Genomic DNA, 21,011 nt, shown 5'->3' on the forward strand with positions numbered 1-21,011 from the left:
CCATTGGAGGAATTGACGCTGGACCAATTGCGCCGCCGCACCAGCATGAAGTGGCGCGCACACCCGGCCGATGTGCTGCCTCTGTGGGTCGCGGAGATGGATGTCAAACTCGCACCCAGCGTCGCGGAGTCCATCCACCGGGCCGTTGACGCGGGAGACACCGGATACCCGCACGGCCGGGAATACGCCAGAGCCATCAGTGAATTCGCCGAACAGCGCTGGCATTGGCCCGGGCTGTCGATCGACCGCACCCGGGTCGTTCCCGACGTGATGCTCGGTGCGGTCGAGTTGTTGCGGCTGGTCACCGACCCCGGTGACACCGTTGTCGTCAATTCACCGGTATACGCACCGTTTTACGCCTTCGTCGGCCACGACGGCCGCGCGGTGCTCGAATCCCCGCTCGGCGGCGACGGCCGGATCGACTTCGACGCCCTCGCTGGCGCGTTCGCTGCCGCCAGGGCCCAGGCTGGGTCCGGCGGCAAGGTCGGCTATCTGCTGTGCAATCCGCACAACCCGACCGCGGTGGTGCATACCGCCGACGAGCTGCGGCACGTCGCCGATCTCGCCCGCCGCTACGGCGTCAGGGTGGTCTCCGACGAGATTCACGCGCCGCTGATCCTGTCCGGCGCGTCGTTCACCCCGTACTTGAGCGTTCCCGGGGCCGAGAACGCACTGTCCCTGACATCGGCATCCAAAGCCTGGAATCTGGCCGGGCTCAAGGCAGCACTGGCGATGGCCGGCCCGGAATCCGCGGCCGACCTTGCCCGGATGCCCGAGGAGGTCGGCCACGGGGCCAGCCACATCGGCCTGATCGCGCACACCGAGGCCTTCCGTACCGGCGGCGACTGGCTCGACGCGCTGTTGGCCGGCCTGAACGGCAATCGCGCTCTGCTGGGGGATCTGGTCACCGAGCACCTTCCCGGCGTGCGGCCGCACTATCCGCAGGGCACCTATCTGGCGTGGCTGGATTGCCGTGAACTCGGTATCCCCGACGAGCACACCGAGGGCGTCAAGGAGGTATCTGAGCTGTCCGGTCCGGCGCGGTGGTTCCTCGACCACGCCCGGGTGGCGCTGAGCTCAGGGCACGTGTTCGGATCCGGCGGGGCCGGCCATGTCCGGCTCAATTTCGCCACCTCGCCGGCGATTCTGACCGAGGCGATCACGAGGATGGGCCGGGCGCTGCGCGACCTACCTGACCATTACAGCTGATGCCGGCAGACGTCAGGGCTGCCGGCTGCCGGCTGCCAGCTGCCGGCTGCCGGCTGCCGGCTGCCATGACACGGCATCGGCCGGCGCATGGTCATTCGCGGCAATCGGTCAGCACCGTCTCGTGAGTTTCACGGTCAGTCCACTCGACGATGTCGGACACCCTGCGGCGGGGCGTCGACGGCAACGGGTCCGCCCCGATGGGCGCCCAACCCACCCGCAGCAGCATCTGCGGATGGCCGCTGACGCCGAACACCTCGGCCCGGACCGCCTCGCGGGTCGCGGCGATCTCCAGCGGTTCGGTGACCGGGCAACTGGCCAAGCCCAGCGCGGTCGCGGTGAGCAGCACCAGGCTGGTCGTCTCGCCGGCCCGCAGCCATGCCAGCCTGTCGTCGGTCTGGGTTCCCAACGCCAGCATCGTCGCATTCTCCACATCGGGTGCGGATCCGGGAACCATGGCCAGCGTCGAACCGGAAAAGCGCCGGCTCGGCAACGGCGCCGAGAAATCCGGCACGGGCGTGCTGTGAGCCGGGATGCCGACATCGGAAGCATGCCGGCCGCTCCACCGGGCGATCTCGGCAAGGTAGTCGGTGTCGGCGGCATGGCTCCAGACTGACTCCGCCACAATCCGGTTCAGCTTGTCGGTGGCGTCGACTTGGCGCAGCGTCACCCCGCCGCGCGCCGCACGCGCAGCCATCAACGCGATGTCGCCCACCGAAACCGGCCAAAAACTGTAGTGTCGCCGATCAGTTCGGCGACGCGGTATCGCCGCGGCCAGCGTGATATCGACCTGGACGGCCGGGCAGGGTGAAACCGTAATCGCGGCCAGATGATTCGGGTCGGCCGGGTCGGGCAGCCGCACCACCCGCGCACGCCACCCCACGGCGGCCAAGGCAACCACACAGTGATTCAGCGCGGCGCCGCAACTCATCACCAGATCCCGGCCCTGCGGGTCGGTGTTGGGCAGGTGCAGCGTCGGATCGCTGTAGAGATGCAGGCTGGTTTCGCCCACCCGCCATCGCCACGGTTGGGAGTTGTGCACCGACGGCGCTCGGGAGGCCAGGCTCAGAACCGTCCGAATTGTGCCGGCATCGGGAAATACCGCATCCACCGGTTTCGCTCCCCTGCTGTTGACGACGCTGTCACAACCACGATCCCGCGATCGGCCCGCCGGCACGAGGGCATCCCGTCCCCGGAATCGAGTGACTTTGGACCATTCCAGCGCGGATTCGGCGGGTCTCTACAGTTGCCCCTATGAATGCCCCTATGGACAACCCGCTCAGCATCACCGCGGACGGACCCGTCCGGGTCTGGACGATCAACCTGCCGCAGGTGGGCAACGCAATCACCGGCAAGGACGTCATCACCGCCTTCGAGTCCGCCGTCGACGAGACCAACGCCGACACCGCGATCCGCGCGGTGATCCTCACCGGAGCCGGCAAGATCTTCTCCGCGGGCGGCAACGTCAAGGAGATGGCCGATCGAGCGGGCATGTTCGGGTTGGACGCGCTGGATCAGCGCTACGCCTATATCGACGGGATCCAGCGAATTCCGCGGGCATTGGGCCACCTGGAAGTGCCGCTGATCGCCGCGGTGAACGGCGCGGCGATAGGCGCGGGCTGCGATCTGGCAATGATGTGCGACATCCGGATCGCCTCCGAACAGGCATCTTTCGCCGAGAGCTTCGTGCAACTCGGCCTCATCCCCGGCGACGGCGGGACCTGGTTCCTGCAGCGCATCATCGGCTACGAGCGGGCGGCCGAGATGACGCTGACCGGCGACCGGGTGGATTCGGCAACGGCGCTGGCATGGGGCCTGGTGAGCCGCGTGGTGCCACACGACGAACTGCTCCCGACGGCGCGCGAACTCGCCGAGCGCATCGCCAAGAACCCGTCCCATGCGCTCCGGATGGCAAAACGGCTGCTGCGGGAGTCGCGCACCGGGTCGCTGGAGTCGACGCTGGCGATGGCCGCGGCCATGCAGCCGCTGGCGCACCACGACCCCGAGCACCAGCAGCGCATCGCCAAGTGGCGGACCCGCTGATGGGTTCGCCCCGGCTGGTCCCGCCCGCCGCGGTCGATCCGGCGGCCGCCGACGCCCTGCGCGGGGAAGTGCGCCAATTCCTCGCCGGAGAACTCGCCTCCGGATCGTTCACCCCCGCCATCGACGCCTGGCTGACCCGGTGGGACGAGGAATTCACCGCCGCCCTGGCCACGCGCGGCTGGCTGGGCATGACGGTGCCCGCCGAATACGGTGGGCACGGACGCTCGTTCCTGGAGCGCTTCGTCGTCACCGAGGAACTGCTGGCGGCCGGTGCGCCGGTGGCCGCGCACTGGATCGCCGATCGCCAGATCGTGCCGTCACTGCTCAAGTACGGCACCGAAGCACAGAAGCGGCACTTCCTGCCGCGGATCGTGGCCGGCCAGTGCTTTTTCGCCATCGGCATGAGCGAGCCGGATTCCGGCTCCGATCTGGCCAGCGTGCGGACCCGCGCCGAACGCACCGAGGGCGGCTGGACCCTGACCGGAACCAAGGTCTGGACGTCGGGGGCCCACCTCGCCGAGGCGTTCATCGCGCTGGCGCGTACCGCACCGGTGGATCAGCAGCATCGGCACGCCGGGCTCAGCCAGTTCATCGTCGACCTGCGCGGCCCGGGCGTCGAGGTCCGCCCGATCATCTCCATGAACGGGGAACACCACTTCAACGAGGTGATTTTCGATCGCGCGTTCGTGGCCGACGACATGGTGTTCGGTGAGATCGGCGACGGGTGGCGCCAGGTCACCTCGGAGCTGAGCTTCGAGCGCAGCGGCCCCGAACGGTTCCTGTCGACGTTTACACTGCTGGCCGCCTGTGCCGACAGGATGGCCGCCAACGCCCTGCCCCGCGACGCGAATCTGGGGCGGCTGGTCGCCCGGATCGCCGGTTTACACCACATGTCCACCGCGATCGCCGGCGCCCTGCAACGCCACGAGCCCGCTGACGTGCCCGCATCGGTGGTCAAGGTGCTGGGCACCACCGCCGAAGGCGACATCGCCGAATTCGCCGATCTGCACGACTCCGTCGACCCCATCTTCCGCGGAATGACGCGGGCCGCGGTCGACCAGCGGCCGGGCTTCACCCTGCGCGGCGGAACCAACGAGGTGCTGCGCGGGGTCATCGCACGCGGATTGGGGATGCGATGAGCAGCCGGTCGGATGCCTCCGGCGCACCCGAAGTCCCCGACGAGGCGCTGGTCGAGATGATGCGCACGGTCTTCGCCGACTATCGCGAAAAGCATCCGCGGGCAGCCTCGGTCGGGCATGACCCGACGCTCTGGCGGCAGCTCGACGACCTCGGGCTGGTGCGCCTGACCGGCGCCGAACAGCACGGTGGCAGCGGGGCCGGTTGGTACGAAGCAGCCGAACTGCTCGCCGCCGCCGTCGCTCACGGTGTACGGATCCCCCTGGCTGAGCACGACCTGCTGGCGGGCTGGCTGCTCGAAGCCGCCGGGATTCCCGCCGGCGGCCCAGATGGTCCCCGCGGCGCCCTGCGCACGGTCTGCGTGCTCGGCCGCCACGGCGACGCGGCGGAGGTGCCCTGGGCGGTGGCGGCCGACCGGGTCGTGCTGGTGTGGCGGGCCGACGGTGGCTACCGTGTCGCCGACGTCCCGGCAAACGAACTCAGCATCACCCCGGGCGCAAACCTGATCGGGGAACCGCGGGACACCGTGGCCATCGACCCAGCACGGCGCGCGCTGCTTCCCTGGACACCGATCACCGCGCCACTGGTCACCGAGTTGCGGTTGAAGTCGGCGCTGGTGCGTGCGATCCAGGTGTGTGCCGCCCTCGACCGGATTCTGCACCTGTGCGTCGAGCACACGACGTCGCGCATCCAGTTCGGACGCCCGTTGGCGAAATTCCAGGCCGTGCAGAACCTCGTCTCCGACATCGCGGCCGAGGCGGCGCTGGCCCGGGCCGCCACGGAGGCCGCACTGGCCGCCGCCGTCACCGGGGGCTGGGCGGCTCCCAACCTCGATTTCCTGGTGGCCGTGGCTCGTTCCTGTGCCGGCCACGCGACGTCGGTGGTGGTGCGCAACGCCCACCAGGTGCACGGTGCTATCGGCACCACCCGGGAGCATCGCCTGCACGAGTTCACCCGGGCCGCGCTCGCCTGGCGATCGGAGTTCGGTTCGATGCGGTACTGGGACGAGCAACTCACCGACGCGGCCCTGCACGCCAGCGCCGGCGGGCTGTGGGGGCTGATCACCGGCTGACCGGCGGTGGCCCTACCTGAACACCACCGGACTGGGTTCCCGCGGCCCGCCCATCGCCGCCCGGTGCGACGGCGGGCGGCGGCCGCCCTCGTCGGTGATCCCGTAGCGCTGCGCCAACTCGGCGCCGATCACCGTGTGGCCGCTCAGCTCGGACAGGCCCGGGTCGCAATAGAGCGCATCGATCACATAGCCGGTGAACTGCGGGGTTTCGGCGTGCTCGGCGGTCTTGGCCAGAGCTTCGGGACGACCCGCGAGGGCCGCACGAAACTTCTCGGTCAGCAGGATCCCCATCCAGATGGACACCGTCGCGACACCGGTGCCCCGGAAGTCGACGGCCATATCGGCGGCCATCTTGTCCACGCCGGCCTTCTGCGCACCGTAGGCCGGGCCGTGCAGGTAACACACCGATCCCGGTGAGGAGGTGAACGCGATCAGTCCGCGATCCCCGGCCAGCAGCAACGGCGCGGCGTACCACGCCGCCACATAGGCCGACCGCAGCCCGACGTTGAGCACCTCGGCCAGATCGAGTGATTTCTCCCAGAACGGCTTCGGATCGACCAGTTCGTCGGAGATGGCCGCCGCGTTGTTCACCAGCAGGTCCAGCCGGCCACTGTCCTGGCCCACACGTCCGAACAGCGCCGCCACCGCGTCGTCGTCGCCGTGATCCATTCGCACCGCGACTCCCCCGGGCGGGGCGTCGGCGATGGTGCGTCCGGTGGCGTACACCCGCCAGCCCCTGCGGCTCAGGGCCTCGGCAATGCCCAGCCCGGCCCCGCGGCTCGCCCCGGTCACCACTGCCACGGGCGCCACGTCAGTCATGACGCCCAGGCTACGGATTGCGGCGTCCGCGTCGCCACAACCTCCGCCGCGCGGCCACCGGGGAACGAACCGCCAACACCGTTGAGAACGGGGCCCGGGTATACGCTGAATTCATGGAATACATCGACGTAGACGGAGTCGGCCAGGTCAGCCGGATCGGCCTGGGTACCTGGCAGTTCGGTTCACGCGAGTGGGGTTACGGGGGGGATTACGCTTCCGGTGCCGCGCACGACATCGTGGCGCGCGCCCGCGAACTGGGTGTCACCCTGTTCGACACCGCCGAGATTTACGGATTCGGCAAGAGCGAGCGGATACTCAGCGAAGCCCTCGGCGACGAGCGCACCGAGGTTGCCGTGGCCAGCAAGATCTTCCCGGTGGCCCCGTTCGCCCCGGTGGTCAAACAGCGCGCGCATGCCAGCGCCCGCCGGCTGCGGCTGGACCGGATCCCGCTCTACCAGGTCCACCAGCCGAACCCCGTCGTCCCCGATTCGATGATCATGCCGGGCATGCGGACGCTGCTCGACCAAGGCACGATCGGCGCCGCCGGGGTGTCCAACTATTCGCTTGAGCGGTGGCGCAAGGCCGATGCCGCGCTCGGCCGGCCGGTCATCAGCAACCAGGTGCATTTCTCGCTGGCCCACCCGCAGGCCCTGGATCGCATGGTTCCCTTCGCCGAGCAGGAGAACCGTGTCGTCATCGCCTACAGCCCACTGGCCCAGGGTCTGCTGGGCGGCAAGTACGGCGTCGACAACCGGCCGGGCGGCGTGCGCGCGACCAATCCGCTGTTCGGCACCGAGAACCTGCGGCGCATCGAGCCGCTGCTGCAGATGCTGCGCGACGTGGCCGCCGATGTCGGCGCCAAGCCAGCGCAGGTCGCCCTCGCCTGGCTGATCAACCTGCCCAATGTGGTGGCCATTCCGGGGGCCTCCAGTGTGGAGCAGCTGGAGTTCAACGTCGCCGCCGCCGATATCCAACTCAGCACCGAGTCGCGCGACGCACTCACCGCCGCGGCCCGCGCCTTCCACCCGGTGTCGATTGCGCGGTTCGCCACCGATGTGGTGCGCGAGAAGCTCGGTCGCTGACTATCCGGCCGCCTACAGGGTGCTCGCCAGCCGGCCGGCAACCAACTCGGCGAAGCGCGCCGGATCGTCCAGCGCGCCGCCCTCAGCCAACAGCGCCGTGCCGTAGAGCAGTTCGGCGGTCTCGGCGACCGACGAGTCTTCCGGGCGGTCGGCGTGGGCCTGGCGCAGGCCGGTGATCAGCGGGTGATTCGGGTTGAGCTCCAGGGTTCGCTTGCCCACCGGAACCTCCTGCCCGGACGCCTGGTAGATGCGCGCCAGGGCGGGCGTCATCCCGAACGCGTCGGTGATCAGGCAGGCCGGCGACTCGGTGAGCCGGGTGGACAACCGCACTTCCTTGACGTGGTCGCCCAGGGTTTCCTTCAGCCACGTCAGCAGGTCGGCGAAGTCCTTCTGCTGCTCCTCGCGTTCGGCCGCCGAGGACTCCTCGTCTGAGTCCAGGTCCACTTCCCCCTTGGCCACCGATTGCAGCGGCTTGCCGTCGAATTCGCTGACCACGCCCACCCACACCTCGTCGACCGGGTCGGTCAGCAACAGCACCTCGTAGCCCTTGGCCTTGAACGCCTCCAGGTGCGGCGACTTCAGGAGCTGCTGCCGCGACTCGCCGGTGGCGTAGAAGATCTGCGTCTGGCCGTCCTTCATCCGCTCGACGTACTGGGACAGCGTGGTCGGGTCCTGGTCGCTGTGCGTCGAGGCGAACGACGAAATCCCCAGCAGGGTGTCCTGGTTGTCGGTGTCGGACAGCAGCCCCTCTTTGAGTACTTTGCCGAACTGGGTCCAGAAGGCGGCGTACTCCTCGGGGCGTGCGGACTGGATGTCCTTGATCGTCGAAAGCACCTTCTTGGTGAGCCGGCGGCGGATCGCGTTGATCTGGCGATCCTTCTGCAGGATTTCCCGCGACACGTTCAGCGAAAGATCCTGGGCGTCCACGACGCCCTTGACGAAGCGCAGGTAGACGGGCATGAGCTCTTCGCAATCGCCCATGATGAACACGCGTTTGACATACAGCTGCACCCCGACCTTGGCATCGTGGTTGAACAGGTCGAACGGAGCGTGCGACGGCAGGAACAGCAGGGCCTGGTACTCGAAGGTGCCCTCGGCCTTCATCGCGATCACCTCGAGCGGGTCGTCCCAGGCGTGCGCGACGTGCTTGTAGAACTCCTTGTACTCCTCCTCGGAGACCTCGTCCCTGGGACGGGCCCACAGCGCCTTCATGGAGTTGAGCGTCTCGGTTTCGACGGTGACGGTCTCCTCGCCGCCGTCCTCGTCGGCGGGTGTGCGCCGCTGGACCTCCATGCGGATGGGCCAGGCAATGAAGTCCGAGTACTGCTTGACCAGGCTCTTGATCTTCCAGTCCGAGGTGTAGTCGTACAGCTCGTCCTCGGCGTCCTCGGGCTTGAGGTGCAGGGTGACCGAGGTGCCCTGCGCCGCGGCGTTCTCACCGTCGATCGTCTCGATCGTGTAGGTGCCGTCGCCGCTGGATTCCCACCTGGTCGCTTCGCTCTCGCCGGCTCTGCGGGTCAGCAGTACGACCTTGTCGGCGACCATGAACGACGAGTAGAAGCCGATACCGAACTGTCCGATGAGTTCCTCGGACGTGTCGGCGTTCTTGGCCTCGCGCAGCTGCTGGCGCAATTGGGCGGTGCCCGATTTGGCCAGCGTGCCGATCAGGTCCACGACCTCCGCGCGCGTCATGCCGATGCCGTTGTCCCGGACGGTGAGCGTCCGCCCGTTCGTGTCCGCCTCGATCTCGATGTGCAGATCCGAGGTGTCGACGTCGAGATCCTTGTTCTGCAGCGTTTCCAGACGCAGCTTGTCCAGCGCGTCGGAGGCATTGGAGATCAGCTCCCGCAGGAACGAATCCTTGTTGGAGTACACCGAGTGCACCATCAAATCCAGCAGTTGCCGGGCTTCGGCCTGGAATTCCAGCTGTTCTACCTGCGCACTCATCTCATTCCCTTCTCCGCCTACAGCGTCCTATAGCGTCGCGAGCGTGACGTGGCTGCGAAAAGTCACCCCGGATTTCGCAGCCACGATACGCTCGCGGCCGGCGAGGTTATGCAATCAGCTTTTCACCGACGGTGATGAGATCGGAGATGATCCGAGTCCACACCGGCCGCCGAACGCGGTGCTGGTCACCGACCACGAATCCGGCATCCTCGAACAGCGCGCGCATCTCGGCCGGCGGCGGATTGCGCTGGGGCAGCCACCCATCGGGCAGCTGTAGCGATCCCCGGCTGCTCAGGGTCACCACCGCGACCAGACCGCCGGGCACCAGCACGCGATGGAATTCCCGCAGCGCCGCGGGCTGGTCGAAGAAGTGGAATGCCGACGTGGTGACGACGGCGTCGAGTGCCCCGTCGGCAAAGGGAAGTTGCTCTGCCGGGGCCCGCAGCCACTGCACCTGCGACGATTTGGCCCGGGCCTGGTTGAGCATGCCATCGGACATGTCGACCCCGTAGAGCACCTCGGGCTGCAGTTCGCGCTCGATCCGGCAGCTGAGAACACCCGTGCCGCAGGCTATGTCGGCGATTTTCCGGGATTCATGGGCCCGCAGCCAGGAGATCACCTCATCGTGCGGCGGCCGGTAAACCCAGTGCTGAAGAAACGGCAGGTCGTAAGCCGGAGACAGGACGGTCCACAGCCCGGTCACCGCGGAGTTGAGCCGCCGGCGCGGAGCGCTCAATCGGGCACCTGTGCGCACTGCGGTAGTTCGATGTTGTGTTCCCGCAGCAGCAGGCACAGCGCACCGAACTGGTCACCGTTGGCCTCGTCGTGGGCGATCTGGTTCTCCTCGGCGCAGGTGTGGCTCGTCAGGCACGGGGGTTCGGGAGTCGCGGAAACCGAGCCCCATCCGTTCTCGGCGAACCCGAAGACCGAAGCACCGCCTAAACCCATTGCCAGGAAGCCGGCTACCCCCACCACCTGGATCAGCCGCATCCGGCGGCGCGCAATCCCCGACGGCGGCCGCACGGGTGCCGGCACTTCCTTGAACATGCAACACTCCCCTCGTCTTCGGCCTGCACAGCGCCTCACGTTTGCGGCGAAGTCAGACCATTCGCACGGCTCCCAGGATCTGCCCTACGTCGTAGAGACCAATCTAATTGATTGCCGGCCACCTCGCAGTTCGAGCGGCCGGAACCGGCTATTCCATCACTCCCAGGCAGTACAGCAGCAGGAACCCGGCGAAGAACATCAATGCCATCCATGCCCGTTCTTCGGTCTCGTGCGCCTCGACCAGCAGTTCCTCGACGACCAGCCACAGCAGTGCGGCCGCGGCAAAGGCAAGTACGGCCGTCAACAGCACGCTTCCCGCCTGTCCCAGCACCAGGGCGCCCAGCACCCCGCCGACCGCGGTCGCCAGGCTGACCCCGCCGGTTGTCACCGCGGAGCGAACCTTGCCCACCCCGGACCGGCGCAGCCGCAACGCCACCGACACGCCGAGGAACAGCACCTCCACCGTCAGCGCGATGGCGATGATCACCGCGGTGCGATTCGAGACCGACGCACCGGTTGCCACCAGCAATCCGTCGATGAACAGGTCGATCGCAACCACCGTGAGAAATCCGATGGGCAGCGCGCCGCCGTGGACATGTGCGACTTCGTCGTCTGCGTGCGACCCGTGATCTTCGAACTGACGCAACCCGACCAGCACCGCGACTCCCGCGCTGAACCCGATGACGACCAGCCAAAGCGGGCCTCTGGCCCTCAGTTCCGGCAGGACCTCGCCGGCAACCGCGGCCATGACCACCCCCGCGGCGAAATGCTGCACTCCGCTGACCAGCGCGGCCGACGGCCTGCGCACGACGGCGACACCACCGCCGACGATGCCCGCCAGGACGGGGAAGGCGACCAGTCCGGCCGTCGTTGCCACAGTGCTCATGTCGTCCTCCCGGCGGCCGGGGCTATCGGGCGGCTACTTCGGGCGCGTACCCCACGGTGCTCTTGACTTCCACATATTCGTGGAACCCGAACTCGCTCCACTCGCGGCCGTTGCCGCTGCGCTTGTAGCCGCCGAACGGAGCATTGATGTCGAACGCGTGATTGATCGCCACCGTGCCGGCCCGGATCCTGCCGGCCACCTCGCGTGCCCTGTCGAGGTCGAGAGCCGAAACGTAGCCGGCCAGTCCGTATTCGGTGTCGTTGGCGATCTCGACGGCCTGGTCGAGGTCGTCGTAGCCGAGCACGCACAGTACCGGGCCGAAGATCTCCTCGCGAGCGATCGTCATATCGTTGGTCACGCTGGCGAACACGGTCGGCTTGACGAAGTAGCCGGCGTCCAGCCCGTCTGGTCGGCCGGGCCCGCCGGCCACCAGCGTCGCACCCTCGTCCAAGCCCCGCTGAATCAGGCCCTGCACCTTGTCGAATTGCTGCCTCGATGCCACCGGCCCGATCGCCTTCCTGTCGGCGGGATCGCCGACGGCAACCTGCCGAGCAACATCGCCGGCGATCGTGATCGCTTCGGCCATACGCGAATTCGGCACCAGCATCCGCGACGGAGCGTTGCAGCTCTGTCCGGAATTGGGCATCATGTTGGCCACGCCTGCCCGGACACCGTCGGCGAAACCGGCATCATCGAGGATGATGTTGGGGCTCTTTCCGCCGAGCTCCTGGGTGACACGTTTGACCGTAGGGGCGGCATTGGCCGCCACCTGCACCCCGGCGCGGGTGGACCCGGTGAACGACACCATGTCGATACCCGGATGGGCGGCCAGGGCCGCCCCCACCCCTGGGCCATCGCCGTTGACCAAGTTGTAAACACCCGCGGGTACGCCCGCGGCATCCAGGATCTCGGTGAAGATATAGGCCGAAAACGGCGCTATCTCAGAGGGTTTCAGTATCATCGTGCACCCGGTGGCCAGCGCGGGATAGACCTTGACGGCGATCTGGTTTAGCGGCCAGTTCCACGGCGTGATCAGGCCGCAGACGCCGATCGGCTCCCGGGTGACCAGTGTCGATCCGTACCGCTGGGAGAAGTCGAAATCCTTCAGCGCGTCGATTGCCGTAGTCAGGTGACCCAGGCCGAGCCGGACCTGCACCCCTTGGGCCAGCGCTGGGGGTGCACCCATTTCTTCGGTGACCGCCTCGGCGAGGTCATCTGCCCGCCTGCGGTATTGGGCAAGAATGGCCCCCAGCAGATCCAGACGTTCTTCGCGGCTGCTCTGCGACCAGCTCCCGAACGCGCGCCGAGCCGCCGCTACCGCCGTATCGACGTCGGCGGCCGATCCCAGCGAGACACGTCCGGCAACCTGTTCGGTCGCGGGATTCTCCACATCAAGGATTCTGGGCTGCGCGGGATCCACCCACTGGCCGTCGACGTAGAACTTCACGTACTCGCGCATTGCATCAAACCCTTCTTGCCCGGCAGGGGGCTCACGGCGCACCCGCTGCGTACGGGGTGCGACATTCACTGTGACACTAATCCACCTCGACCGCGTGCGGCGTCACCAGGAACTTCTCCCCGGTCGCCTGCCTGACGTAGGCGTTGAACGCTTCGGGGCGCAGCATGCCCGCCAGGGATACCTCGCGGGTGTATCGGCTGGCGAATGTCGTGGTGAGCTCTGCGGCCACCCGCGCCCGCATCCGGGCGAAAGTCTCGGCCCCGGCACTCTGCAGAAAGGGGATGAGCAGCCAGCCCCCCACACCCCAGGTCATGCCGAAGTTCCTGGTCAAAACGGTGGGGCTGGTGTCCAGCGCGCCGTAGACGTACACCTGCTTGCGCACGCTGGAGCCGTAGTCGGAGTACTCCGTCAGGGCGGCACTGGCCACCCGTTCCATGCCGTTGAGGATCTGACTGGCCAGCGTTCCGCCGCCGGTGGCGTCGAAGGCCAGCGTCGCCGACGTCGCGGTCAGCGCCGCCAGCAGGTCCTGAGTAAACGACGGCGAGGCCGAGTTGCAGACGTATTCGGCGCCGAGGGATCTCAGCAGTTCCTCCTGCGCGGGCTTGCGCACGATGTTCACCAGCGGTATCCCATCGGCGCGGCAGATCCTGACCAGCATCTGGCCCAGGTTGGATGCGGCAGCGGTGTGCACCAGGGCCGAATGTCCTTCGCGGCGCATGGTTTCGGTCATGGCCAGCGCCGTGAGCGGGTTGACGAACGACGACGCGCCATCCTTGGCGCCGGCCCCCTCGGGCAGCACCAGGCACGCCGCGGCGTCGACCACGCGATACTGCGTGTACATGCCACCGCCGGCCACAGCCACCGCTCTGCCCAGCAGTGCCCGGGATTCCTCCGACGAACCGGCGGCCACGACCGTGCCGGCGCCCTCGTTTCCCACCGGAAGGGATCTGTCCAGCCGGGTCGACAACGCCCGCAGCGCCGCCTTGGGTACCGCGGCCCTGACGACCGGGCGGTGCGGCGTGCCCGCGACCGTCGCCGCGGACATATCGGCGCCGGCGACCAGCAGACCCAGGTCTGAGGGGTTGATCGGCGCGGCTTCCACCCGCACCAGCACCTGGCTGCCGTCGGGGACCGGAACCGGGACCTGCTGCAGCGAAAGTTCCAGCGCACCATCCGATGTCAGCAGCGAACGCAACTCTACGGCGGTGTCGGGAAGGTTGTCCGTCATGACGTGACCTCGATTCCGACGTTGTCGAAGACTCTGGTACTCAGACAACGCTCACGGCACCGAAAACGCAATGCCGGCACCGGGGTACAACCAAAGTCCCTCTCTCGCCCGTGCGCAGCGTCAACGCCGACGTGTTTTGTACGCCTTGAGCACATCCGCATTGGCCAGCGTCTGCGCCTCGGCCGCCAGCGCCGATGCCCGGTGGGCGTACCCAATCGCTTCGGATTCGCTGCCGGCCCGCTTGGTGTGCGCCTCCGCCGCATGCCGTTTCGCGGATGCGAACCGGGCCAGAGCCTCGGCGCCGACAACCCCGCTGTACTTGGTGACGTAGTCAGAGATTTGGCGCATCCGGCTGTCCGCGGTGTCCAACGCCTGCTTCACGGTACCGCTCAGCGCTTCGGCATCGGCCCGCCCGGCGGGAAGGCCGTGCTCCTGCGCGCGTCGCGCGCGCCGGCGCCGGCGGGCGCGCAGGATCAGCAAAATCAGGATCAACGCGACCAGGGCGACACCGATCCAGATCGCCCACGGCAGCCAATCCCGGGAGGACGAGCTCGCAGCCTGGCTCAGCCCCTCAGCTGCCGCCAGGGCCGCGCCGCTCCAGTTTCCCGCTCGCACCGCCGGCTCGACTCGATCGCGACGGACGCTGTTCAGTTCGTCTTCGGAAATTCCGTGCGATCGCGTCCCCACCTCGAAGGTGTAGAGCTTGGTGTTCGTGGCCACGCCCAGCAGCACATCCCGATTGCTCATGCCGCTTGCGCTGCGGGTTCGGGCAGCCCAGTTCTCCGGTTTGAACCTGGAGAAGTTCTCGACATAGACCACCCACATTTGCACGCCCCGATCGCGCTGGAGACGATCAACAGCCGAGTTGACCTCGGCCCGTTGGGAATCCGTCAATACCCCGCTGACGTCGGTGACGTGGTCGCTGAGCCTGGCGGGCGGTTGCGCGCCGACCGCAGGCACCAGCAGCAAGCTCGTCGTGAGAATCGTCAGCGCAATCGCGATCCGGTGAAATACACGCATGCGGGTAATCTAACCCGCAGGCCGATCAACCGCACTGGCGTATATCGTGATGTATGAAGCGCACCAACATCTACCTCGATGAACAGCAGACGGCTGCGCTCGACCGGACGGCGTGAAGTGTGGCGTTTGGTGTCGTCATTTCGTGCAGAGCCGGCGACGGAGATCATTGCCCGTCGCGCCGGAGAAATGATGCGCCGGTACCACCGGAGCCACAGCGGTATTGGGCTCGCCCACAACCTGCTGCGCGCCGCCGCGGCCCCGGCCGGTACCCGTCACCGCACCGCCCCCGCAGCCGTCCTGCGGCGGCAAACACCAAGATCACCAGCCGCACCGCTGCCCCCAGGGTCTATCGGTGGCTCCGGGCTTCAGCACGCCGGGAGCGGCGGTCAGGCACAATGTAGAGGTGGAGGTGAGGGCGGTGCATGAGGTGGTCGAGTCGAAGCGGCACCAGATCCAGGCGTTGTGCCGCGAGCTGTCTGTGCGCCGCTTGGACGTCTATGGTTCCGCTGTCAGTGACACGTTCGACGTCGGCACGAGTGATGTCGACGTCCTCGTGGAGTTCGAGGCGGGACCAGACTTCGACCACTACTTCGCGTTAAAGGAAGGGCTTGAAAAAATCATCGGTCGACCGGTTGATGTGGTGACACCGTCTGGCCTGGTCAACCCGTACTTCAAACGACGCGTCATGCAGACGCGAGAACTGATCTATGCAGCCTGATCCACGAAAGTACCTGTGGGACGCGCTGCGCGCAGTGGGATTCCTGCGCGAATTTGCCGCCGGAAAATAATTCGGGGAATACCAGGGTGACGTGCTGCTGCGCTCGGCCGTCGAACGGCAGTTCGAGATAGTCGGAGAGGCGTTGAGTCAGCTGGCGAAGAACCACGCCGATATGGCGGCGCAAGTTCCCGAACTACCGCGGGTCGTGGCCTTCCGGAACATCCTGATTCACGGATACGCGAACGTCGACGACGCCCTCGTCTGGCAAGTCCTGACAGACAAACTTCCGCAGTTGGAAACCGCGGTGCGGACATTGCTGGCCGAGTCGCCAGACGATCCCGAGTCCATCGATGTGAGTTAGGACATTTCGTCTGGTGCCCCGGTTCGGGGATGTTGAGGCTGGCGAGGATTTCTCGTTGGGGCGCAGGTCCTTCGGGCGGGAAGGTCTCGGTGCTGCCGTTGATGGCGATAGTCGCGGAGCGCAGTGGCCGCAGTTGCTTGACGACCTTGGCGATCGCCAGGCCACTTCGTTCCTGGATGTTGTGCGCGACGGCCAGGGCGGTAACGACGATGGTCAGGTGGGCTTCGAAGGCGTCGCGGGTGCGGTGGAACATGGGCCGGGCGCGAAGATCGCTTTTGGATATGCGAAAGGAACGTGCGACTCGCCAGAGTTCGTGGTAGTGGGCGATCACCTCGCCGGCGGGCATCTCGGTGACCGGCACGTTGGCCACGTAGCCCTTGAGGCCGACCAGTGATTGCGCGCGAGCCAGAGAGGCTTCGTCGAGTACGCGGTCCCCGGCTCGGGTCTTGACGAACCGGGTGGACCTAGCAGCGCGTTCGCCGTTAACCACGGCGCGGGCACGGGCTTCTTGGGCGTAGAGCGCCTGCTGGTCGCGGCGTGCCCATTTGGCCGAGTACGCCCGATCGCCCGCCACGCACCTGTGTGGGTGTCGGGATCCCAGACCGGCTCGGCACGCGTAGTGGTGTCGTCGACGATGCTGTTCGCGTGCCGTGGAGTGACGATGTCGATAGCATGCCGGCATCAGCCGCGATCACTATCGGGGTGTCGCCGAGATCATGACGGTGGACGAACGCTGCGACGATCGGCACCAACGTGGTGGTTTCAGCGGCGTCGCCCTCGAAACAACCCACCTCCAAGGGGAATCCGCTACGGACGACCAACAGGCCAACCACGATCTGAGGGTCGATACGGCGTTCCTTGGAGTAGCCGACCTTGCGCAGGTCGTCTTCGTTCTCGGCCTCGAAATACAACCTCGAACTCGCTGAGGACCGCCACGCGGCCCTGACCGTCCGCGCTTTCACAGACCGAATCGGCGTGGAGGAAGTGGACACACCCGCCGAACTCACTGCATTATCAGAGCCAAGCAGGGCTTAACGCGCACAACGGTTTACATCACTCCACGGGGCTCTATCGAGCCTGATCAACCGCGTAGGTGATCCCAGGCCCCGATGGCTCGCTCGGTAGCGAGCTCGGCGCGTGCCGATCAGAAAGTGGACGCGGTGTGGACGCGGGGCCTGTTTGCGTCCGGGCCTAGCTGAACCAACAGCTGCACGACTTCTACCTGCACAAACACCTGGTGGGGCGGGCGGGGCTCGAACCCGCGACCAACGGATTATGAGTCCGCGGCTCTAACCAACTGAGCTACCGCCCCCGGGCGTTGCCCGCCGTAGACATTAGCGCGGCACGGGTCATGGTGTCGCAACGCTCGCCGGCAGCTCGACCGCCGCGCCGGACGCGGCCGTGGTTGTGGTTGTGGCCGAGGTCGTGGTTGTGGGCGCAGGCGCCCCGGCTGCCGGGACCCACGTCGTACAACCGTGCGTCTCGAACGCGACATCCGACGCCGCTATCTCCGCCACTTGGGGCCAGTCACCTGCACCGGTGGAAATACTGTCCTCGAAGCTCCCAGACAACCCCCGTAGCCGGTCCCAGTAGCAGGACGTGCCGCCCGGGGAACGATAGGTGCCCGGCTCGATATCCTTTCCCACCATGAACCTGCCGTCACCGGGGAAACTGTGCTGATTCGGCGCGGGCGGAACCGGCGGCAGTGTTGATGATTCCGACGGCGGCATCGACGTTTGCGGCGGCAGCGACCTTCCCGGAGGCAGCGACGTTCCCGGAGGCCTCAACGTTCGCAGCGGCGGTTCGGCTCCCGGCGGGGGGATCGACACCGTGGTACCCGGGTAGACCGGTGACAGCAGCGGCGGAGCACTGGTGTGCGGCCTGACCGTGGGCTTGGCCGATTGTGCGCCGCCGCCGAAACATCCACTCAACAGGCACACCTGCGCCGCGATAATCACCCGAATCGCCACCCGGGCAAATCGCACGACACTGACCGACCGCATCGACCAATCCTCCCCTACCGGCGCCAGCATCCCTCACACGTTAGAGCCCGCGGGAATCCACAGCAATCGGCTACTTTGCCTGGCTCACCGACGACATGTGAAAATCAGAAACGCGCAGCGTAGGCATCATCGCCCGAGTGCACCAGTCGCCCCATTCCCTGGGCAGCGTCTTCTCACTGAGGCCCGCCTCAGTCGCCCGCCGCAACAGGTCAAGCGGGCTCTCGTTGAACCGGAAGTTGTTGACCGCCCCGACCACCTCGCCGTCCTCGATCAAGTAGACGCCGTCGCGGGTCAGCCCGGTCAACAGCAGGGTCGTCGGGTCGACCTCGCGGATGTACCAGAGGGTGTTCAGCAGCAGGCCCCGCTCGGTGAACGCGATCATGTCCGCAAGCTCGGCCGCCCCGCCCGTCATCACGAGGTTGTCACAGCCGACTGCGACCGGCGCGTCGAATCGGGCGGCGGCGGCGCGCGGATAGGCCAGCGCGTTGATCACCCCGCCCCGGATCCAGTCGACGCGTCCGATATCCATCCCGTTGTCGAAGACCGACACCGTTTCGCTGGAATTGCCGGCGGCGACGAACGGCGTACAGGCCAATCCCGGCGCCATGGGATCGGAGAACAGTGTCAACGGCAGGTCGGTGAGCCGCTCCCCCACTCTGGTCCCGCCGGCGGGTGCGGCCAACGCCGTGCGCCCCTCGTGCGCACCGCGGCCCCCCATCGTCCACGCCAGATAGAGCATCAGGTCGGCCACCGCCGACGGCGGCAAGATGGTCTCGTACCGACCGGCCGGCAATTCGAACGTGCGCGAAGCCCAGTCGAGCCGGATTTCCAGGTCGGAGAACAGCGAGTCAATCCGCACATCGGCGAAATCCGCAGTGCCGGCACCCGCCCAGGCGCTGGCGTCACCGCGTTTGACGTTGATTTCGATACCGCCGGTGGGCTGAGTGTGGCGTCGCCGCAGCCCCGTCGAGGACGCCAGGAACGTCGTCGAAAGGCTATGGTGCGCATAGCCGTACAGCTTTTCGGCACGCCGCAACCGGCCACTGAGCCGCCCGGCGATTCCGGAGAACACACCCACTCCGGTACCCGGCACCGGGGCGTCCCAGTCCGCGGGCACTCCGTCCCCGCCGATCAGCGGCGCGGCATCGCCGGCCTCCGGGGCGGCGCGGGCCGCATCCTGTGACGACACCACCAGCCCGGGCAACACCGACGGGTCCGCCTCACCGGAGACCACCGAACCGACGCTGGCACCGTCGCCCCGTCGCACAATCGAGATCACGGTCACGGTGCGGCTGACCGCAACCCCGTTGGTCGTCATGGAGTTGTTCGCCCAACGCAACGTTGCCTCGACCTTGTCGGTCACCACAACGATGGTCTCATCGGCGCGGCGGTTCTTGGCCGCCTCGCCGAGGACGATGTCGACAACGCTCTGGGGCGTGATCACCGGCCGCCTTCGGTTCGGGTATTGAGCACGTTGATGCCGCGGAACAACGCCGACGGACAGCCATGGCTGACCGGCGCCACCTGGCCTGGCTGGGCTTTCCCGCAATTCAGCGCGCCGCCCAGCCGCCACGTCGACCGGCCGCCCACGGCTTCCATCGCATTCCAGAAATCGGTGGTGGTGGCCTGGTAGGCGACGTCGCGCAACTGCCCGAACAGGCGGCCTCCCCGGATCCGGTAGAACCGCTGTCCGGTGAACTGGAAGTTGTAGCGCTGCATGTCGATGGACCAGGATTTGTCGCCGACGATGTAGAGGCCGTCATCCACCTTGGCGATCAGGTCCGCGGTGCTCAGATCCTCGGCGCCGGGTTGCAGCGATACGTTGGCCATCCGCTGGATCGGCACGTGATGCGGCGAGTCGGCGTACGAGCAGCCATTGGAACGCGGCTTCCCCAGCCGGTTGGCAAACACCCGGTCGAGTTGATATCCGACGAAGATACCCTCGCGTACCAGGTCCCAGCTCTGCGCGGCGACCCCGTCGTCGTCGTAGCCGACCGTGGCCAAGCCGTGCTCGGTGGTGCGATCGGCGGTGACGTTCATCACCGGGGAGCCGTAGCGCATGCTGCCCAGCTTGTCGGGCGTGGCGAACGACGTTCCGGCGTACGCCGCCTCGTATCCGATCGCCCGATCGTATTCGGTTGCATGTCCAATGGATTCGTGGATCGTCAGCCACAAGTTGCTGGGGTCGATCACCAGATCGGTGGGTCCCGGCATCACCGAGGGCGCCCGCACCTTCTCGCGGAGCAGGTCCGGCAACTCGGCCAGTTCAGCCGACCAGTCCCAGACACCGTCCCCGGCGACCGCTTCCCAGCCCCGCCCGGTCGGCGGAGCCAGTGTCCGCATCGACTCGAAGCCCCCCGCCGCAGCGTCGATGCTGATCGCCTCCAGTACAGGATGCAGGCGCACCCGCTGCTGAGTGATCGAGGAACCGTACGCGTCGGCGTAGTAGGTCTGTTCCTTGACGACGGTCAGCCGGGCCGACACGTGGTCGACGCCCTCGGCGTCCAGCAAGCGCCGCGAGTAATCCGCGAGCACGGCGATCTTGTCGGGCCCGGGCACGCCGAACGGGTCGATCCCGTACCCCGACACCCAGGTGGCCTCGGCGTACCTCGGCTCCGGCGCCAGCCTGACCTGCTCGGTGTTCATCGCCGCCAGCACCGTGGCGACCTGCACCGCGTGGCGCGCGGTTTCGGCTGCCGCATCCGTAGTCAGCTCGGTATTCGAGGCGAATCCCCACGTCCCCGCAACGATCACCCGTACCGCCAGGCCGACCTCGCGACTGATCACCGCGGTCTCCAACTCGCCGTCGCGCAACGTGATGACCTCGGTGACGATCCGGTGAATCCGCAGGTCGCCATATGCGGCACCGGCCGCCCGAGCTGCCCGCAGCGCGGCCTCGGCCAACTGGCCGCGCGGCAAATCCAAGAACTCCGCGTCGATCGCGCGGTCCGCTGTCACGGGTACACCGTAGTCACCGGCTTTA

18 protein-coding genes, 1 tRNA gene and 2 pseudogenes are annotated in these 21,011 nt (G+C 67.2%); 7 read left to right on the top strand and 14 right to left on the bottom strand.

The annotated features are described in order from the left end of the window. Positions 1–45 precede the first annotated feature (45 nt). Complete coding sequence (locus ACK5M9_RS10970; protein WP_416893233.1) at positions 46–1,209, top strand: MalY/PatB family protein; 1,164 nt, start codon at positions 46–48, stop codon at positions 1,207–1,209. A 91-nt stretch (positions 1,210–1,300) separates the two neighbouring features. On the opposite strand, the gene ACK5M9_RS10975 is transcribed toward ACK5M9_RS10970, so the two are convergent. Continuing rightward, positions 1,301–2,317 (bottom strand): Acg family FMN-binding oxidoreductase, encoded by a 1,017-nt coding sequence (locus tag ACK5M9_RS10975; protein ID WP_416893203.1) that lies wholly within the window; start codon positions 2,315–2,317, stop codon positions 1,301–1,303. 155 nt (positions 2,318–2,472) lie between these two features. On the opposite strand from ACK5M9_RS10975, the gene ACK5M9_RS10980 reads away from it, so the two are divergent. Genes ACK5M9_RS10980 through ACK5M9_RS10990 form a run of 3 tightly spaced genes read left to right on the top strand, consistent with a single transcriptional unit; the run spans position 2,473 to position 5,458 of the window. Next, positions 2,473–3,249 carry a crotonase/enoyl-CoA hydratase family protein gene (locus tag ACK5M9_RS10980; protein WP_416893234.1) on the top strand — a complete coding sequence of 259 codons (777 nt, stop codon included), beginning with the start codon at positions 2,473–2,475 and terminating at the stop codon, positions 3,247–3,249. Then, complete coding sequence (locus tag ACK5M9_RS10985) at positions 3,249–4,388, top strand: acyl-CoA dehydrogenase family protein (protein ID WP_416893235.1); 1,140 nt, start codon at positions 3,249–3,251, stop codon at positions 4,386–4,388. Before ACK5M9_RS10980 ends, ACK5M9_RS10985 begins: the two co-directional genes overlap by 1 nt. After that, the gene (locus ACK5M9_RS10990; RefSeq protein ID WP_416893204.1) at positions 4,385–5,458 is read left to right on the top strand and encodes an acyl-CoA dehydrogenase family protein; all 1,074 of its coding nucleotides are present in this window, start codon (positions 4,385–4,387) and stop codon (positions 5,456–5,458) included. Before ACK5M9_RS10985 ends, ACK5M9_RS10990 begins: the two co-directional genes overlap by 4 nt. 12 nt (positions 5,459–5,470) lie before the next feature. Here the strand turns inward: ACK5M9_RS10990 and ACK5M9_RS10995 are convergent, their stop codons facing one another. Then, positions 5,471–6,277 (bottom strand): SDR family NAD(P)-dependent oxidoreductase, encoded by an 807-nt coding sequence (locus ACK5M9_RS10995; RefSeq protein ID WP_416893205.1) that lies wholly within the window; start codon positions 6,275–6,277, stop codon positions 5,471–5,473. A 113-nt stretch (positions 6,278–6,390) separates the two neighbouring features. On the opposite strand from ACK5M9_RS10995, the gene ACK5M9_RS11000 reads away from it, so the two are divergent. After that, the gene (locus tag ACK5M9_RS11000; RefSeq protein WP_416893206.1) at positions 6,391–7,359 is read left to right on the top strand and encodes an aldo/keto reductase; all 969 of its coding nucleotides are present in this window, start codon (positions 6,391–6,393) and stop codon (positions 7,357–7,359) included. A gap of 12 nt (positions 7,360–7,371) precedes the next feature. On the opposite strand, the gene htpG is transcribed toward ACK5M9_RS11000, so the two are convergent. The 7 genes from htpG to ACK5M9_RS11035 form a co-directional block, all read right to left on the bottom strand. Continuing rightward, entirely contained in the window at positions 7,372–9,306 is a 1,935-nt protein-coding gene (gene htpG / locus ACK5M9_RS11005; RefSeq protein ID WP_416893207.1) for a molecular chaperone HtpG, read from the bottom strand. Positions 9,307–9,412: 106 nt separating this feature from the next. Next, on the bottom strand, positions 9,413–10,042 hold the full coding sequence (locus ACK5M9_RS11010) for a class I SAM-dependent methyltransferase (protein ID WP_416893208.1): 630 nt from the start codon (positions 10,040–10,042) through the stop codon (positions 9,413–9,415). Next, on the bottom strand, positions 10,039–10,353 hold the full coding sequence (locus tag ACK5M9_RS11015; protein ID WP_416893209.1) for a hypothetical protein: 315 nt from the start codon (positions 10,351–10,353) through the stop codon (positions 10,039–10,041). Before ACK5M9_RS11015 ends, ACK5M9_RS11010 begins: the two co-directional genes overlap by 4 nt. A gap of 148 nt (positions 10,354–10,501) precedes the next feature. Beyond that, the gene (locus tag ACK5M9_RS11020; protein ID WP_416893210.1) at positions 10,502–11,239 is read right to left on the bottom strand and encodes a ZIP family metal transporter; all 738 of its coding nucleotides are present in this window, start codon (positions 11,237–11,239) and stop codon (positions 10,502–10,504) included. A 22-nt stretch (positions 11,240–11,261) separates the two neighbouring features. Beyond that, on the bottom strand, positions 11,262–12,698 hold the full coding sequence (locus ACK5M9_RS11025; protein ID WP_416893211.1) for an aldehyde dehydrogenase family protein: 1,437 nt from the start codon (positions 12,696–12,698) through the stop codon (positions 11,262–11,264). A 76-nt stretch (positions 12,699–12,774) separates the two neighbouring features. Then, positions 12,775–13,926, bottom strand: coding sequence for a zinc-binding dehydrogenase (locus tag ACK5M9_RS11030; protein WP_416893212.1), 1,152 nt, complete (start codon positions 13,924–13,926; stop codon positions 12,775–12,777). 120 nt (positions 13,927–14,046) lie between these two features. Further along, positions 14,047–14,946, bottom strand: a complete 900-nt coding sequence (locus ACK5M9_RS11035) for a TPM domain-containing protein (protein ID WP_416893213.1) — start codon at positions 14,944–14,946, stop codon at positions 14,047–14,049. A gap of 352 nt (positions 14,947–15,298) precedes the next feature. Here ACK5M9_RS11035 and ACK5M9_RS11040 point away from each other — a divergent pair, with 352 nt between their 5' ends. Further along, positions 15,299–15,664: a nucleotidyltransferase family protein gene (locus ACK5M9_RS11040; RefSeq protein WP_416893214.1), complete on the top strand. Its 366-nt coding sequence runs from the start codon at positions 15,299–15,301 to the stop codon at positions 15,662–15,664. An 88-nt stretch (positions 15,665–15,752) separates the two neighbouring features. Continuing rightward, positions 15,753–16,025, top strand: a pseudogene (locus ACK5M9_RS11045) (DUF86 domain-containing protein); the annotation flags it as partial. A gap of 13 nt (positions 16,026–16,038) precedes the next feature. Here ACK5M9_RS11045 and ACK5M9_RS11050 read toward each other — a convergent pair. The 5 genes and pseudogenes from ACK5M9_RS11050 to ACK5M9_RS11070 all read right to left on the bottom strand — a co-directional run. Continuing rightward, positions 16,039–16,936 (bottom strand): annotated as a pseudogene (locus tag ACK5M9_RS11050) (transposase); the annotation flags it as partial. Between the two features lie 324 nt (positions 16,937–17,260). After that, positions 17,261–17,337, bottom strand: a tRNA-Ile gene (locus ACK5M9_RS11055). 37 nt (positions 17,338–17,374) lie between these two features. Beyond that, positions 17,375–18,028, bottom strand: coding sequence for a hypothetical protein (locus tag ACK5M9_RS11060; RefSeq protein WP_416893215.1), 654 nt, complete (start codon positions 18,026–18,028; stop codon positions 17,375–17,377). Positions 18,029–18,098: 70 nt separating this feature from the next. Further along, positions 18,099–19,472 carry a metallopeptidase TldD-related protein gene (locus ACK5M9_RS11065; protein ID WP_416893216.1) on the bottom strand — a complete coding sequence of 458 codons (1,374 nt, stop codon included), beginning with the start codon at positions 19,470–19,472 and terminating at the stop codon, positions 18,099–18,101. Beyond that, positions 19,469–20,986, bottom strand: a complete 1,518-nt coding sequence (locus tag ACK5M9_RS11070) for a TldD/PmbA family protein (RefSeq protein WP_416893217.1) — start codon at positions 20,984–20,986, stop codon at positions 19,469–19,471. Before ACK5M9_RS11070 ends, ACK5M9_RS11065 begins: the two co-directional genes overlap by 4 nt. Positions 20,987–21,011 lie beyond the last annotated feature (25 nt).

It is taken from the genome of Mycobacterium sp. (assembly GCF_047975165.1).
Classification (GTDB): Bacteria; Actinomycetota; Actinomycetes; order Mycobacteriales; family Mycobacteriaceae; genus Mycobacterium.

Bases quoted from the DNA above. Each gene is read 5' to 3' on its own strand.
- ACK5M9_RS10970 (WP_416893233.1), top strand. From the start codon at position 46: ATGAAGTGGCGCGCACACCCGGCCGATGTGCTGCCTCTGTGGGTCGCG.
- ACK5M9_RS10980 (WP_416893234.1), top strand. From the start codon at position 2,473: ATGGACAACCCGCTCAGCATCACCGCGGACGGACCCGTCCGGGTCTGG.
- ACK5M9_RS10985 (WP_416893235.1), top strand. From the start codon at position 3,249: ATGGGTTCGCCCCGGCTGGTCCCGCCCGCCGCGGTCGATCCGGCGGCC.
- ACK5M9_RS10990 (WP_416893204.1), top strand. From the start codon at position 4,385: ATGAGCAGCCGGTCGGATGCCTCCGGCGCACCCGAAGTCCCCGACGAG.
- ACK5M9_RS10995 (WP_416893205.1), bottom strand. From the start codon at position 6,277: ATGACTGACGTGGCGCCCGTGGCAGTGGTGACCGGGGCGAGCCGCGGG.
- ACK5M9_RS11000 (WP_416893206.1), top strand. From the start codon at position 6,391: ATGGAATACATCGACGTAGACGGAGTCGGCCAGGTCAGCCGGATCGGC.
- htpG (WP_416893207.1), bottom strand. From the start codon at position 9,306: ATGAGTGCGCAGGTAGAACAGCTGGAATTCCAGGCCGAAGCCCGGCAA.
- ACK5M9_RS11015 (WP_416893209.1), bottom strand. From the start codon at position 10,353: ATGTTCAAGGAAGTGCCGGCACCCGTGCGGCCGCCGTCGGGGATTGCG.
- ACK5M9_RS11020 (WP_416893210.1), bottom strand. From the start codon at position 11,239: ATGAGCACTGTGGCAACGACGGCCGGACTGGTCGCCTTCCCCGTCCTG.
- ACK5M9_RS11025 (WP_416893211.1), bottom strand. From the start codon at position 12,698: ATGCGCGAGTACGTGAAGTTCTACGTCGACGGCCAGTGGGTGGATCCC.
- ACK5M9_RS11030 (WP_416893212.1), bottom strand. From the start codon at position 13,926: ATGACGGACAACCTTCCCGACACCGCCGTAGAGTTGCGTTCGCTGCTG.
- ACK5M9_RS11035 (WP_416893213.1), bottom strand. From the start codon at position 14,946: ATGCGTGTATTTCACCGGATCGCGATTGCGCTGACGATTCTCACGACG.
- ACK5M9_RS11060 (WP_416893215.1), bottom strand. From the start codon at position 18,028: ATGCGGTCGGTCAGTGTCGTGCGATTTGCCCGGGTGGCGATTCGGGTG.